The 14415-nt window shown below is 62.8% G+C and carries 11 protein-coding genes and 1 pseudogene; 7 read left to right on the top strand and 5 right to left on the bottom strand.

Going from position 1 to position 14415, the window contains the following annotated elements:
• Positions 1-69: 69 nt before the first annotated feature.
• The 3 genes from CKO42_RS07780 to CKO42_RS07770 form a co-directional block, all read right to left on the bottom strand.
• Positions 70-2868: an MGH1-like glycoside hydrolase domain-containing protein gene (locus tag CKO42_RS07780; RefSeq protein WP_200241541.1), complete on the bottom strand. Its 2799-nt coding sequence runs from the start codon at positions 2866-2868 to the stop codon at positions 70-72.
• 150 nt (positions 2869-3018) lie between these two features.
• Positions 3019-4020 carry a hydrolase gene (locus tag CKO42_RS07775; protein WP_200241538.1) on the bottom strand — a complete coding sequence of 334 codons (1002 nt, stop codon included), beginning with the start codon at positions 4018-4020 and terminating at the stop codon, positions 3019-3021.
• A 193-nt stretch (positions 4021-4213) separates the two neighbouring features.
• On the bottom strand, positions 4214-5959 hold the full coding sequence (locus CKO42_RS07770) for an ABC transporter ATP-binding protein (protein ID WP_242479207.1): 1746 nt from the start codon (positions 5957-5959) through the stop codon (positions 4214-4216).
• Positions 5960-6348: 389 nt separating this feature from the next.
• On the opposite strand from CKO42_RS07770, the gene CKO42_RS07765 reads away from it, so the two are divergent.
• The 3 genes and pseudogenes from CKO42_RS07765 (at position 6349) to CKO42_RS07755 (ending at position 10037) form a co-directional block, all read left to right on the top strand.
• Positions 6349-7725 carry a TolC family outer membrane protein gene (locus CKO42_RS07765; protein ID WP_200241531.1) on the top strand — a complete coding sequence of 459 codons (1377 nt, stop codon included), beginning with the start codon at positions 6349-6351 and terminating at the stop codon, positions 7723-7725.
• A gap of 23 nt (positions 7726-7748) precedes the next feature.
• The gene (aroC, locus tag CKO42_RS07760) at positions 7749-8864 is read left to right on the top strand and encodes a chorismate synthase (protein ID WP_200241528.1); all 1116 of its coding nucleotides are present in this window, start codon (positions 7749-7751) and stop codon (positions 8862-8864) included.
• Positions 8865-8890: 26 nt separating this feature from the next.
• Positions 8891-10037: pseudogene (locus CKO42_RS07755) on the top strand (MFS transporter).
• 5 nt (positions 10038-10042) lie between these two features.
• On the opposite strand, the gene CKO42_RS07750 reads toward CKO42_RS07755, so the two are convergent.
• Positions 10043-10567 carry a DUF302 domain-containing protein gene (locus CKO42_RS07750; RefSeq protein ID WP_200241514.1) on the bottom strand — a complete coding sequence of 175 codons (525 nt, stop codon included), beginning with the start codon at positions 10565-10567 and terminating at the stop codon, positions 10043-10045.
• A 291-nt stretch (positions 10568-10858) separates the two neighbouring features.
• On the opposite strand from CKO42_RS07750, the gene larE reads away from it, so the two are divergent.
• Entirely contained in the window at positions 10859-11641 is a 783-nt protein-coding gene (gene larE / locus CKO42_RS07745; protein WP_200241510.1) for an ATP-dependent sacrificial sulfur transferase LarE, read from the top strand.
• Between the two features lie 74 nt (positions 11642-11715).
• Here the strand turns inward: larE and CKO42_RS07740 are convergent, their stop codons facing one another.
• On the bottom strand, positions 11716-11997 hold the full coding sequence (locus tag CKO42_RS07740; RefSeq protein ID WP_200241494.1) for a cupin domain-containing protein: 282 nt from the start codon (positions 11995-11997) through the stop codon (positions 11716-11718).
• A 123-nt stretch (positions 11998-12120) separates the two neighbouring features.
• On the opposite strand from CKO42_RS07740, the gene pncC reads away from it, so the two are divergent.
• The 3 genes from pncC (at position 12121) to CKO42_RS07725 (ending at position 14411) form a co-directional block, all read left to right on the top strand.
• Positions 12121-12645, top strand: coding sequence for a nicotinamide-nucleotide amidase (pncC, locus tag CKO42_RS07735; protein ID WP_242479206.1), 525 nt, complete (start codon positions 12121-12123; stop codon positions 12643-12645).
• Between the two features lie 118 nt (positions 12646-12763).
• On the top strand, positions 12764-13909 hold the full coding sequence (recA, locus tag CKO42_RS07730; RefSeq protein ID WP_200241492.1) for a recombinase RecA: 1146 nt from the start codon (positions 12764-12766) through the stop codon (positions 13907-13909).
• Positions 13902-14411, top strand: coding sequence for a regulatory protein RecX (locus CKO42_RS07725; RefSeq protein WP_200241490.1), 510 nt, complete (start codon positions 13902-13904; stop codon positions 14409-14411). The genes recA and CKO42_RS07725 overlap by 8 nt, the downstream gene beginning before the upstream one ends.
• The last annotated feature ends 4 nt before the right edge of the window (positions 14412-14415 follow it).

Genomic DNA, 14415 nt, shown 5'->3' with positions numbered 1-14415 from the left:
CCGACCGGTCTGCCTGCCGACCCGCTTGCCGACCCGCTTGCCGACCCGCTTGCCGACCTTCCTCCTCCGCTACGCAATCTCGTCGATCAAGCTCGGCGTCTCGCCGCTGTCGAGGCCGCTCCAAGGTCGGACGTCGCGTTGATAGTGACGCATGACTAGGTTGGCGAGCAGGCCGGTCCAGCCGGTCTGATGCGACGCGCCCAAGCCGGCACCGGTCTCGGCGTGGAAATACTCGTGGAAGGCGAGCAGGTCGTGCCAGTGCCGATCATCGTCAGTCGGCCAGTGGCCGCTCAGCGCGGGGACGCGTTCGCCGTTGCGATGCCGATAGAGATTGCTCAGCCGATCGGCAATCAGGCTTGCGATCTCGTTCAGGTTGAGCCGCTTGCCGCCGAGGCAGGGCACCGCAACGGTGAATTCGTCGCCGAGGAAGCGGTGGAACCGCTCCAGCGATGAGATCAGTGAATAGTTGGTCGGCAGCCAGACCGGGCCGCGCCAATTCGAGTTGCCGCCGAACATCGGCGAGATCGATTCGCCCGGCACATAGTCGATGAGCGCATTGCCGATGCCGGGAATAAAGCCGAGGTTCTGATCCTTGGCATGCACCCGGCTCAGGCTGCGGACGCCGAAGGCGGAGAGGAACTGCGCCTCGTCCAACAGGCGTTTGAGGATGCGCGGCAGCATTGAATGGTCGACCAGCGACAGCAGCCGCTCGCCGCGCTCGTTCTCCCAGTCCGGGCAGGCGCAGACATAGCTGCCGCGGAACAGCCCGCCCTTGTGCTCTTTCAGCAGCCGCTCGAAGCGCGGTGCATGGTTGAGCATGCGGCGGTTGACGATCTCGACCGCGAACAGCGGGATCAGCCCGACCCAAGAGTAGACCGGGATGCGATGCGCACCCTCAGGCGTTTCGAGCAGGTCCATGAAGAAGCCTTGATCCATGTCCCAGAGCGACGGGGTGCCGGTCTCCTCGCTCCCGGCCACAGCCTCGGCAATGGCGAGGAATTGCTTGTAGCAGTGGATGGCGATGTCCTCGTACTGCGGGTCCTCGACGCAGAGCTCGAGCGCGATCAGGGTCATCTTCAGCGCAAAATGCGCCATCCAGCCGGTGGCATCGGCCTGCTTCAGCTGATAACCGGCAGGTAGGGCTCGGGAGCGATCGTAGACCGAGATGTTGTCGAGGCCGAGGAAACCACCCTCGAACAGGTTGTTGCCCTCGGCGTCTTTGCGGTTGATCCACCAGGAGAAGTTCAGCAACAGCTTGTGAAAGACGCGCTTCAGGTAACCGTGATCACCGCTGCCACGCTGGATGCGCTCGGCGCGAAAGACCTTGATCGCGGCCATCGCCAGTACTGGCGGGTTGACATCGCCGAAGTCCCATTCGTAGGCCGGTACCTGGCCATTGGGGTGCATGTAGCGATCGGAGAGCATCAGCTCGACCTGTTCCTTGGCGAAGTCGACGTCGACCAGCGCTAGCGCGACGCAGTGGTAGGCGAGGTCCCAGGCCGCGAACCAGGGATATTCCCAGGCATCCGGCATCGAGAGCACATCGCGCGCGCGGACATGGCGCCAATGCCGATTGCGGCCTTGGCGGCGCTCGGTCGGTGGGGTTATGGTGTCGCCGTCGAGCCAACGCGCGACGTCGTAATGATAGAACTGCTTGCTCCAGATCATCCCGGCCAGGGCCTGGCGTAGGATCTGGGCATCGGCGCCCTCGGCCTCGGGGAGCAGATGCTGGTAGAAGGCGTCGGCCTCGGCCCGCCTTGTGCGGAACAGCGTATCGCTGTCGGCAAAGGGGGTGTCGAGCGGTTCGGCGGTCAGCACCAGCTCCAGGGTCTGAGTACTGCCTGGCTCGACGCGCAAATGATAACAGGCCGCGGCCTTGGTGCCGGTGCGGGCGGGGCTGACGGCGCTGGCGTCGCCATCGACCAGGAAGCGATGGAAGGCATCCTTGACGTAAGGGCTGGCGTTCTCACCGCCCCAGAGGCGCTTGGCATTGGATTCATTCTCGGTGAATAGCAGCTCGGGCGGGCGCTCTCTATCAGCAGCGCGGCCGTAGATGAACTGGGTGCCCAAACAGGGGTGCTCGCTCTGAAGCGCCCAATCGGCGCCACTTGGTGGCTCGATGGCGCGGATGACCGGGCGTTGCGGGTCAGTGTCCAGGTGCTGCGCCTCAGCGCGAGCACGGGCCTCGGCGGCGTCGCCCCAGAGGTCCGCATGCGGTTGTCCCCAACTCCAGGTGTTGCGGAACCAGCAGGTCGGCAGAACATGTAGTTCGGCTGGCTCCGGGCCTTGGTTGGTGGCCGAGATGCGGGCATGGATCTGCGTCGGGCTTGCTTTCGCATAGCAGACCTCGAGATCCCAGAAGCGGTTCTCAGCGAAGGCATCAGCCTCGATGAGTCCGAAGGGTGTTGCATCGCGGCCCCGGCGCGCGTTCTCGTCGATCAGCGACTGATACGGGAAGGCCCGCTGCGGGTAACGGTAGAGGTAGCGCAGCCAGCTGTGGCTTGGCGTTGCGTCGAGGTAGAAGTAGACCTCCTTGACGTCCTCGCCGCGATTGCCCTCGGCGTTGGTCAGACCGAAGGTGCGTTCTTTGAGAAAGGGGTCCCGGCCGTTCCAGAGCGCGAGCGCGAGGCACAGGTATTGCTGCTCATCGCAGAGGCCACCGAGCCCGTCTTCGCTCCAGCGATAGGCGCGCGAGCGCGCATGATCATGCGGGAAATAGGCCCAGGCCTCGCCGTCGGCGCTGTAGTCCTCGCGCACCGTGCCCCAGGCGCGCTCGGCGAGATAAGGTCCCCAGAGGCGCCAATCCGCCTTGCCCTGGCGTTGGTCCTCGAGGCGTTGACGTTCGACATTCAGGGGGCTTATTGGCATGCGGCAGGCAACCTCTCAGCAGCGCTTACGGGCGGGTTCTTGATGTCTCAGGCGTGTTCTTGATGTCTCATCGCAGCACTGGCGCAGAGGGCATGGACCTTGGTCGCGCTGACCGCCGCTGTGGCGCGGATGCGCTGATCGCCGCAGCGCTTAACCAAGCGCACGCAGAATCCTCGACTCAAGCCACCCGGTGGAGAAGCCAGCGCCGCGGGCTGCAATGAAGCCGACGTGGCCACCATGCGCCGAGAGCTCAAGCTGGATGCCGGGTCCAAGCTCATGCGCGAACGGGACCGTGCTCGGAAACATGAACGGATCATCGGCGGCGTGGATGATCAGGGTTGGCGTGTGGATTTGGCGCAGATAACCGCGGCAGCTTGCACGCTGATAGTAGTCGAAGACGCCCGCGAAGCCATTCAGCGGCGCGGTGATCTGGTCGTCGAACTGGTTGAAGTCCTGGATCTGATCCAGATCGACGCTGAGCGGTGACGACCGCTGTGCGAACTTCTGTCGATAGCTGGCCTTGAGGCGGCTGACCAGATAACCGCGGTAGAACCGGGCGAAGCCAAGCTCGAGCCGCAACATGGCGTCGCGCAGCACGAAGGGCACCGAGACCGCGATGGCACGCTCGAGTAACGGGTCGTCGGACTCGCCCAGGTATCTGAGCAGAAGATTGCCGCCGAGCGAAAAGCCGATCGCGGCCAGTAGCGGTCCTTCAGGGTCTTTGGCCAAGGCTTCGAGCACGGCGCGCAGATCGTCGGTCGCGCCGGAGTGGTAAGAGCGCGCGAGTCGGTTGGGCTCGCCGCTGGCGCCACGCAGGTGCATGAAGACGGGTTGGAAGCCGTTTTGCGCAAGCCGATTGACTAAGCGCGCCGCGTAGTGTGAATCGAGCCCACCTTCGAGCCCATGAATGATGAGCACGCGCGGACCCGCTTGGGCGGTGCTCATCGAGAGGTCGATGAAGTCTCCGTCTGCAAGCTCGATGCGGCGCCGTTCGAGGAGGGCCTGCGTTTGTTTGCCACCGCTGTCGGTTCTACCTGAGCGGCTGGGAAGGCTGAGGTGCATCATCAGCTTTGGCAAGAGCGTCTGCAGATGGGGGTTCTTCAGCCACCAAGGCGGTCGGAACTCGCTGGCAATGATTTTGCCGTTATTCATAGCTGCTTCACAGGGACGGGCTCTCAAGGGGTAGGTTCAGTTAGGGCCAGGCTCGAACTAGCGCACTGGCAGCAACCTGCCTTGAAACTGGAATCAATCGCTTGTTCTCCCAGGGTGGCGCTGCATCATGAACCTTATCATGCGGCAATCGGCTGATTATCCGGGGGTGGTGACGAGTGGCGAGCGACGAACACTAGCCGCGTTGGCGCGCATAGAGCGCGGCGTAGGGTCCGCCGCGCTCTATCAGGTCGTCATGCTGGCCCTGTTCGACGATGCGGCCACGCTCTAGCACGAGGATGCGATCTGCCCGACGCACAGCACTGAGCCGGTGCGCGATGATCAGCGTGGTACGGCTGGCGAGAAAGGCCTCTAACGCCAGGTGCAAACGCCCTTCAGTGGCGCTATCGAGCGCCGAGGTGGCCTCATCGAGGATCACCACCTTTGGGTCGGCGAGCACCATGCGCGCGATCGCGATGCGCTGGCGCTGGCCGCCGGAGAGGCGCACTCCATCGCGGCCGACGCGTTGATCGAGCCCATTGTCGAGCTTGCGGATCACGCCATCGAGCTGGGCGATCTCCAGCGCCTGCCAGAGCTGGGCGTCGGCGATCTCGCGGCCGAGCGTCAGATTCATCCGCACGCTGTCGTTGAACAGCGCCGGATGTTGGAGGACGGTCGCGACCTGATCGCGCACCACATCCATGCCGATCTCCTGCACCGGCACGGCGTCGAACAGGATGCGCCCGGCGGTGGGCGGATAGAGCCCGAGCAGGACTTGCACCAGGGTGGTCTTGCCGCTGCCACTGGCGCCGACAATGGCCAGCTTCTCGCTAGCGGCGATGCTGATATCGATGCCGTCGAGCACGTTTGGCCCGTCGCCATAGGCGAAGCGTACGTCTTCAAGCCTGACGCTGACCGTGGTCTTGCCGACGAACGGATTCTGCCGGTGCGGATAGGCCGGCTCCTGATGCATCTGTGTTAGCCGGTTGACACGACGCAAGGCGGCATCGGCGGCGTGGAATTCGTACTGAACGTTCAAGACCTCCTGCACCGGGCCCATCATGAACCAGAGGTAGGCGAAGACCGCCAGCATCTCACCGATGCTCAGGCCAGAGAACAGCACCATCAGCATGCTGACGGCCCGAAACAGATCAAAGCCGACCAAGAACACCATGAACGATAGGCGGTTTGCGGCCTCGTTCTTCCAAGTGAAGAGGCTCGAGAAGTGGCGCATCCGGTTTGCAGTGGCGATGCTGCGGGCGATATAGAAGCCCTCACGATTGCCAGCGCGGATCTGCTGGATAGCGTCGAGGGTTTCGGCGAGGCTCTCTTGGAAGGCCTGGTAGGCGCTGTTCTCGCGCCGCTTCATCTCCTTGACGCGGCGCCCGAATACTGTGGTGAGATAGATCACCAGCGGGTTCAACAGCAGGATGAACAGCCCAAGCTGCCAATGCATCCAGAGCAGGATGATGGCGGTTCCAAGAATGCTGAGCACGGCCACCAAGAACTTCGACACTGCGCTGCCAACGAAGCGGTCGATGGCATCAAGATCCGTCACTAGGTAGGAGGCCACGGTGCCACTGCCGAGGATCTCGTACTCTGCCATCGAGACGCGTTGCAGCCGTGTCAGCAGGTCGCGACGGATGCGGTAGATCACATCTTTGGCGATGACCGTAAATTCGCGCGTTTGCCAAACCTGCAATCCCAACGAGACGAAGCGTAGGAGGACGGTGAGGCAGAGCATGGCCAGGATAGAGAGCACTGGACCTTGCCAGCTCTGCGGGAACAGACTGTTCATCAGTTCCGTGGCAGCGCCTGGCTTGTCGAGCAGGACCTCGTCAACCAAGATCGGCATCAGCAGCGGGATCGGCACTGCAGCCAGGGTGCCAAGGATGGCGATTAGGTTTGCCAGCGCCAGCTCGCGTCGGTGCTGGCGCAACATGTGAAGAAGATCGCGCCAGTGATAGTGTTGTGGTTGCTCCGTTGCGGATGGCTTGACAGAGGGGCTAGCAGAGCGTGTGGCAGAGCGCTTGTGCGTGCGATCGCCGCCAACTGGCGGCGTCTGTTGCTGGGTGGGCATCTGTCTTGAATCCGCATCTGCGCTGCGATTGCGTGACGGGGATGGTAGGCTGATTCGCATGATCACGACATGGGGGCTTGCCGTCACTTCTCGCGCGCTCGTGCTCGGTGCTGACGGTTGTCAATTTAGTGTTCAGGTATTTCCTGACATTGTGGCCGATTGGGGCGCTCGCCTATACTCGCGCCATCGTGCGGCTGATCAAGCTCCCTGAGGTCGCGCCTCCTCTCCAACGGAAATGACCGGAGATAAGAATGAAATCGCTCCGCAGGGCTCCAAGCCCGCTCGCGTTGCTCTGCACGCTCGCGCTCCCAGCGCTCCTACTGGCCACGCAGGCCGAGGCCGAAGATCTGTTACAGATCTACGATCTCGCGGTCAGCAGTGATCCGTCATTACGCGAGGCCGAGCAAAATTTCTATGCGACACGTGAGGTCAAGCCGCAGGCGAAGGCGCTCTTGTTGCCGAATTTCGGCATCAGCGGTAGCGTCGATTACAACAACGTCGAGTCGCGGGGTAGCAATCCAACGCAGGGCAGCTTCACCCGTAACGACACCTTCGATCGCAGTAATCTCTCGGCTGTTGTCTCGCAATCGGTTTATAACCGCGGCGATTGGATGCGCCTGAGCCAGTCCGACGACACCATCGCCCAAGCCGAGGCTCAGTATCAGAGCGCCGAGATCGATCTTATGGTGCGCACCACGGATGCCTACTTCGCCGTCCTCAGGGCCTCTGATCTGGTGCGAGTACAAGAGGCCCTGGTCGCCGCCGACGAGCGCCAGTTGGAGCAGTCCAAACAACGCTTTGAAGTGGGGCTCGTCGCGATCACCGACGTCAACGATAACCAAGCTGCATTCGACCGCTCGCGTGCCAACCTGATCACGGCCGAGAATGATCTGAACAACGCCTGGGAGGCCCTACGCCGCATCGTTGGTCCGATTCAGGTGCCGTTGGCGAGGCTCGGTGACCGCCTGCCCCTATCGCCGCCCGAGCCCAACGATATCAACATTTGGGCTGAGACCGCGTTGGCCAACAACTTCGACATCGCAGCAGCCAAGGCGGCCGCCGAAGCGGCGCGCAAAAACATCGAGATCCAGCGTTCGGGCTACTATCCAAGCGTAGACATGCAGGCCGGATATGACCTGTCGCGCACCGGCCAAGAGTTTGGCACCGACACCGACTCCGGCTTCATCGGCCTCAACGTCAATATCCCGATTTACCAGGGTGGGGCGGTCGCCTCATCGACCCGCCAAGCGGGACATCAGTTTCGCGCCGCGCAAGATCGGCTCGACCAGCAACGCCGTGCGGTGGCCAACCAGGTCAAAGACGCCTTTCGCGGCATCCTCTCGAGCATCAGCGATGTCAAGGCGCGGCAAGCGGCGATCGTCTCAGCGCGTAGCTCGTTGGAATCGACCGAGGCTGGGCTCGAGGTCGGCACCCGTACCCAGGTTGACGTCCTGAACGCCCAGCGAAACCTCTTCGAGGCTGAGTTCAACTATCTCTCTGCGCGTTATGACTACATCCTCAACGGTATCAGGCTGCATCAGGCCACCAGTACCCTGTCCCGTGATGTCTTGGCCAAGGGCAATGCCTGGCTCACCGACCAGGACATGGTTGCCCCTCCAGCTTATTAATCAACGATTGGCAGTCGATCACCGTGTCAGGCAATAGCTTCGGGCGCTCGTTCGTCGTCACCAGTTTCGGCGAGAGCCACGGCCCGGCGATCGGCGGCATCGTCGATGGCTGTCCACCTGGGCTGCCGCTGAGCGAGGCCGATCTGCAAGGCGATCTGGACCGTCGCGCACCCGGCAAGTCGCGCCATACCACGCAGCGGCGTGAGTCGGATCAGGTGCGTATCCTCTCGGGCGTGTTCGAGGGCGAGACCACCGGGGCGCCGATCGGCTTGCTGATCGAGAACCAGGACCAGCGCTCCAAGGACTACTCCGAGATCGCGGCGCAGTTTCGGCCGGGTCATGCCGATTACAGCTACACCATGAAATACGGTCGCCGCGACTATCGCGGTGGCGGGCGCTCATCAGCGCGCGAGACCGCGATCCGCGTCGCCGCCGGTGGGGTTGCCAAGGTCGCATTGCGGCGCTTGGCGCAGATCGAGGTGCGCGGGTTTCTCTCGCAGCTCGGGCCGATCAAGCTGCCGGTGCCAGGGGATGCGGCCTTCTCCTGGGAGCAGGTCGAGCAGAATCCGTTCTTCTGCGGTGGAGCAGCTGAGGTTGCGCAGCTCGAGGCCTACATGGACGAGCTGAGAAAGTCCGGCGATTCGATCGGCGCCGAGGTCAGCGTCATTGCCACCGGCCTGCCGCCAGGCCTGGGCGAGCCGATCTTTGACCGCCTCGATGCCGACATCGCCCACGCGCTGATGAGCATCAATGCCGTCAAAGGGGTCGAGATCGGCGCCGGTTTCGCGAGTATTGCTCAGCACGGCACCGAGCATCGCGACGAGATGACCCCAGCGGGTTTCCTCTCCAACAACGCCGGCGGTGTGCTCGGCGGTATCTCCACAGGACAAGACATCGTCGCTCGCCTCGCCCTGAAGCCGACCTCGAGCATCCGCCTAGCGGGTCGCACGGTCGACATCACCGGCGCCGCGACTGAGGTCATCACCAAGGGTCGACATGATCCCTGCGTCGGTATTCGCGCGACGCCGATTGCAGAGGCGATGCTGGCTTTGGTGCTGGCCGACCATCTGCTGCGGCATCGCGCACAGAATGCCCAAGTGGTTCCCCCGCTGGCACCCATCCCCGCGCAAGCGCCATAAACCGGCCTTTGCGTCTGGCTGAGCCGATGCCTTACGCGCGTCTGTCGAGCTACTACTTCTTCCATTTCGCCTCACTCGGCGCCCTAGTGCCGTTCTGGGGCCCCTATCTGCGCGATCGCGGGTTTGAGCCGGTTGCCATCGGCGTGCTCATGGCGATCTTGATGGGCACCAAGATTGTCGCTCCCAACCTCTTCGGCACGCTGGCCGATTGGCGTGGTCAGCGCATGCTCATCGTGCGCCTCGGCGCGCTCCTCGCCCTCCTGAGCTTCACTGCGGTGTTCTGGGCCGAGGGCTTTTGGCCCATGGCGCTGACCATGGCGATCTGGAGCTTCTTCTGGAATGGGCCACTGCCGCTCATCGAGGCCGTGACCTTCAACCACCTCGGCACGCGGGTCAGTCGTTACGCGCAGGTGCGGGTCTGGGGCAGCATCGGCTTTATTCTGGTGGTACTGGCGGTTGGCTGGTGGCAGCAGCAGGCAGGCTCCGGCGTAGTTCCCATCGCGGTGCTGCTGCTGTTCGGCGGCATCCTGCTCAGTGTCATGCTGGTGCCGGATTGCCCACATGCCCATGTCGCCGCTGAGCAGCTTTCCTTGTGGCGCCTGTTAGGGCAGCGCGAGGTGCTGTTCTTTCTCGCCGCTTGCCTGTTGATGCAGGCGAGCCACGGGGCCTATTACGCCTTCTATTCGATCTATCTCGAGGCTGAAGGCTATTCAGACAGTGCCGTCGGCGCGCTCTGGGCCTTCGGTGTGGTCATCGAGGTGTTGGTCTTCTTGCGGATGCACCGGTTGTTGGAGCGGTTCAGTGCGCGCGCTGATCTTATGGAGTCTGGCGCTCGCGGTGCTGCGCTGGCTGCTGATTGGTCTGTTCGTCGACATCGTGGCGTTGCAGATTGCCGCTCAGTCGCTCCATGCCGCCAGCTTTGGCGTCTTTCACGCCTCGGCTATCCACCTGACGCACCGCTATTTCCCGGGCCTGACCCAGGCCCGCGGCCAAGCCCTCTATAACAGCATCAGCTTTGGTGTCGGCGGGGCGCTCGGTAGTCTGACCAGTGGACTGCTCTGGTCAGCCGTTGGTGCCAGCTGGACCTACAGCGTCGCGGCAGGGTTTGCGGCGCTCGGCTTCGTCGCCGCCGCATCCAGCAAGTGCCGAGGCTCGGTACCAGCTGGATGCTGATCGGTTTATAGGTCGCCGTTGGCGCCTGCGGTCATGATCGACTCGATATTGTCACGCACCAGCTCGGCCTTTTCCATCAGCTCCGGCGGCAGATTGGCGCCCGGGATGATCTTGCCGAGATCCAGCGTCACCAGCCAGGCCTTGCCGTTGGTGTCTTCGATCAGCGCGATGCGGCAGGGCAGGTAAGCGGCGAAGTCCGGGTTGAACTGCAGCATTTCGTTGGCGATACGGGCATCGCAGAACTGGTAGATGCCGATGCGTCCAGACTCGACGCCCATCGCCTCCAGTTCTTTGGAGAGTGGCAGTTCTGCGACCAATTTGAAGTTCAACGCATTGGCGCGAAGTTTCATCGAGTCGACGGCATCGTCCATCGACACATCCTCGGCCAGCGGCATCTTCAGCACAGTGTCTGAGATGCTGATCGTCTGAGCGCTCGCGGTGATGGTGGTCAGCGCGAGGAAGCAGGCAAGAAAGGACGTGAGCAATGGCAGTTTCAGCAACGACTGTTTCAGCAACGACTTGGAACGCATTTTTAGGAAATCTCCCCTCGGAGCCGAGCCCTAGGCGGCGGCATCGGTCTATTGTGTATTGTGAGCCCAGCGATGGTGAGCTGGTCTGTCTTGGGCCGGTGGTCCGATGCAGATCGGTCCGGCTCCAGCCATTGTGACCTGTCTCCGGTCGATCTGCCAAATCAGCGCTGGACTGTGACTGAAGGGACGCCCAGCGTATACTCCCGGCCGCGTCCGACAGAGAACGAGTCCAGGCCAATGAGTCTGGGCCGACGGACAAGCACTCAAACGCATTGGAGAGGGAGGAGCACGATGGAGCATGGCCATGGTGCACTGATCGAGCGGGTCGAGGCGCTGGGGATGGCGGCAGTTGCCTTCTCGGGAGGTGCCGACAGCACCTTACTGCTTGCGCTGTTGCGCAAGCATCTTGGTCGTGAGCAGGTGATCGCGCTAACCGCGGTCACCCCTTATATGGTGCGGCAAGAGATCGGCGATGCGGTGGCGCTGGCCGCCAGGCTCGATGTTCGTCATGAGCTGGTCGAGATGCCGATGCCGGCTGGTATGGAGGTCAACCCGACTGATCGCTGCTATCGATGTAAGCGTTCGATGTATACGCAGCTCTTGCAGAGCGCGGTCGACTTCGGCTTTTCCGGCCTAGTCGATGGCAGCAACACCGATGACGCCGATGAGCAGCGTCCCGGTTTGCGCGCCTTACGGGAGCTCGGCATTCGCAGCCCGTTTATCGAGCTCGGTATCGACAAGGCCGCGGTACGGCAGATCGCCCGCGAGATGGACCTGCCAACCTGGTATAAGCCGACTAACGCCTGCCTGCTGACCCGCATCGGGTTCAATGTTCGGTTTACGATGGAGCAGCTGCAGCGCATCGAGGAGGCCGAGCGCTTTCTGCTCGAGCTGGGCTACACCTGGGTGCGGGTTCGCTGCCATGGCGAGCTTGCCCGCATCGAGGTGGCACCGGTGCAGCGCGAGCGACTGCTTACCGATGCGGCGACGGTCATCGAGGGCATTCAGCGCTTCGGCTTCCGGTATGTCACCATGGACCTGGCCGGCTATCAAACCGGCAGCATGAGCGATTAGCCGTCCCCCAGACAGACTCGAAGTCAGGCGTCTCGATCAGTCGCCTCGATCAGTCGTCTCGAAATCAGGCACACTCAATCGAGCCGATAGTGTTTCTCGACCGGGGCGGTGATCTCCCAACGGCAGCTCATCCCCGCGGGGAAGGTGATCAGGTCGCCGCGCTTGAAGTGCTCGGGCTCGCCACCCTCGGGCGTCACACTGAAGGTGCCGCGAACGACATAGCAGGTCTCGCGCTGGTGATAGGTCCAGTCGAACGAGGATGGCTCCTTCTTCCAGACTGGCCAGCCCTCGATGCCGAGGACCTCGAGCTTGGCCGGCGGTGGGTTGTGCTCGCAGAGGATCGATTCTTCGGACATGATTGACTCCTAGCTTGTTTAGGGGGCTGACTGCCCCGCATCCTAAAGAGTGGTGTTAAATCTTGCAGCGACAAATGAGGGACCTGATGCGTGATCTGATTGGGTGACCTGATGAGTGACCCGATGAGTGACATCATGAGCGACCTGATGAGCGACCTGATGAGCATGGATCTTGATGGCCTGGCCGCTGAGCTTGGCCGCTGTTTGCAAGCGAGCGGCGATCGATTGGTCACCGCCGAATCTTGCACCGGCGGCTGGATTGCCAAGTGCATGACTGATATTGCTGGCAGCAGTGCCTGGCTCGACCGTGGCTTCGTCACCTACAGCAACGACGCCAAGCAAGAGATGCTCGGCGTTGGCGCCGACACCCTGGCGCAACAGGGCGCGGTCAGCGAGGCCGTGGTGCGCGAGATGGCGTGTGGCGCGCTGACGCGCAGCCGGGCAACCCTGGCCGTCGCCGTCAGCGGCATTGCCGGTCCCGGCGGTGGCACGCCAGCGAAGCCGATCGGCACGGTCTGCTTCGGCTGGGCCCGAGCGGGCCAGGTCAAGGCCGAGACGCAGATGTTTGCTGGCGATCGCGACCAGGTGCGCCGGCAGTCGGTCGCGCACGCGCTGCGGGTGCTCATCACCGATTGGGCTCATGCTTGAGCATCGGCCTGAGCACCGATTCCAGCGGGTGTGGCATCCGGTGCACTGTGGGATAATCCCGCGAAACAGCGCGTCGACCAAGCGAGGGCGGCGTCTCTAACCTGGTGGGGGATGACCAATGGACGAAAATCGCAAGAAGGCGCTGGCGGCTGCGTTAGGCCAGATCGAGAAGCAGTTCGGTAAGGGCTCAGTGATGCGCATGGGCGACGCCGGCGCTATCCCGAACATCGAAGCTGTGTCGACCGGCTCCTTGGGTCTCGATATTGCGCTCGGGATCGGCGGCCTACCGCGCGGGCGTGTGGTCGAGATCTACGGACCTGAATCCTCAGGCAAGACCACCCTGACGCTGCATGCGGTGGCCGAGGCCCAGCGTGCCGGCGGCACGGCAGCCTTCGTCGACGCCGAGCATGCCCTCGACCCGACCTATGCCGAGAAGCTCGGCGTGAATATGGACGAACTGCTGGTCTCGCAGCCAGATACGGGGGAGCAGGCACTCGAGATCACCGATATGCTGGTGCGCTCTGGCGCGGTCGACATGGTGGTTATCGACTCGGTGGCAGCGCTGACGCCGAAGGCCGAGATCGAGGGTGAGATGGGCGACTCGCATGTCGGCCTGCAGGCGCGCCTGATGTCGCAGGCGTTGCGCAAGCTGACCGCCAATATCAAACGCTCGAACGCCATCGTCATCTTCATCAACCAGATTCGGATGAAGATTGGCGTCATGTTCGGTTCCCCGGAGACCACATCGGGCGGCAATGCACTCAAGTTCTACGCGTCGGTGCGGCTGGATATCCGCCGGATCGGCTCGATCAAGCGCGGCGCCGAGGTGGTTGGCAACGAGACCCGTGTCAAGGTGGTCAAGAACAAGGTGGCGCCGCCGTTCCGCGAGGTCCTGTTCGATATCCTCTACGGTGAGGGCATCTCGCGCGAGGGTGAGATGGTCGATCTCGGGGTCGGTGCTGGCATCATCGACAAGTCCGGCGCCTGGTACAGCTACGATGGCAATCGGATCGGGCAGGGCAAGGATAATGTGCGCAACTTCCTGAAAGAGAATCCGGATCTCGCCGCTGAGATCGATACCAAGGTCCGCGAGGCGTTGTTGCCAAAGCCGAAGCCGACCCAGGCCGAGGCTGAGGCTGAAACGGCAAAACCGTTGGCAGCCGGTGCTGCTGGCGAGGCTAAGGAGGCTAAGGAGGCTAAGGAGACCAAGGAGGCCAAGGAAACCAAAGAGACGAAGGCTGCTAAGGTCGCCGCCGATGGGTGATCCGGCCCCGGCTGAGCCCCTGCCCGCGGGGGCGCTGCGCGACGAGATCCAGAGTCGCGCGCTCAAGCTGCTGACCACGCGCGAGCACAGCCGCCTGGAGCTTGCGCGCAAGCTACGCCAGCGTGGCTATCCGGCGGCCGAAGTCGAGACTGTGCTCGATGCGCTGGTCACTAACGACCTGCTCAGCGAAGAGCGGCTGATGGCCGCTTATGTCGCCGAGCGGCTCGGTAAGGGCTTCGGTCCAGTGCGTATCCGCTTCGAGCTGCGCGAAAAGGGGCTTTCGGACGAGCAGATTCAACCTTACCTGGATCAAGAAGAAGCGAGTCTCGTCGAGTCCCTCCGTCTGGCCTATCGTAAGCGTTTTGGCGATGAGCCTATTAGCGACCGCCGCGAGCTGGCCAAGCGCTCCCGCTTCCTCGAGTATCGTGGCTTCCCGTCGCACCTGATTGCCCGTTTTCTGACCTCTATTCAGAGCCCACCCTCTATGCAGAGCCCACAATGAAGAG

This window comes from Lamprobacter modestohalophilus (assembly GCF_016583905.1).
Taxonomy (GTDB): Bacteria; Pseudomonadota; Gammaproteobacteria; order Chromatiales; family Chromatiaceae; genus Lamprobacter; species Lamprobacter modestohalophilus.
The sequence above is the reverse complement of the archived record's forward strand: the minus strand, read 5'-3'. Positions and strand labels throughout refer to the sequence as shown.

What these genes read in the sequence shown, in the direction of transcription:
- recA (WP_200241492.1), top strand. Translation starts at nt 12,764, where the DNA reads ATGGACGAAAATCGCAAGAAGGCGCTGGCGGCTGCGTTAGGCCAGATC.
- CKO42_RS07775 (WP_200241538.1), bottom strand. Translation starts at nt 4,020, where the DNA reads ATGAATAACGGCAAAATCATTGCCAGCGAGTTCCGACCGCCTTGGTGG.
- CKO42_RS07780 (WP_200241541.1), bottom strand. Translation starts at nt 2,868, where the DNA reads ATGCCAATAAGCCCCCTGAATGTCGAACGTCAACGCCTCGAGGACCAA.
- CKO42_RS07725 (WP_200241490.1), top strand. Translation starts at nt 13,902, where the DNA reads ATGGGTGATCCGGCCCCGGCTGAGCCCCTGCCCGCGGGGGCGCTGCGC.
- CKO42_RS07765 (WP_200241531.1), top strand. Translation starts at nt 6,349, where the DNA reads ATGAAATCGCTCCGCAGGGCTCCAAGCCCGCTCGCGTTGCTCTGCACG.
- CKO42_RS07740 (WP_200241494.1), bottom strand. Translation starts at nt 11,997, where the DNA reads ATGTCCGAAGAATCGATCCTCTGCGAGCACAACCCACCGCCGGCCAAG.
- CKO42_RS07750 (WP_200241514.1), bottom strand. Translation starts at nt 10,567, where the DNA reads ATGCGTTCCAAGTCGTTGCTGAAACAGTCGTTGCTGAAACTGCCATTG.
- CKO42_RS07770 (WP_242479207.1), bottom strand. Translation starts at nt 5,959, where the DNA reads ATGTTGCGCCAGCACCGACGCGAGCTGGCGCTGGCAAACCTAATCGCC.
- larE (WP_200241510.1), top strand. Translation starts at nt 10,859, where the DNA reads ATGGAGCATGGCCATGGTGCACTGATCGAGCGGGTCGAGGCGCTGGGG.
- pncC (WP_242479206.1), top strand. Translation starts at nt 12,121, where the DNA reads ATGAGTGACATCATGAGCGACCTGATGAGCGACCTGATGAGCATGGAT.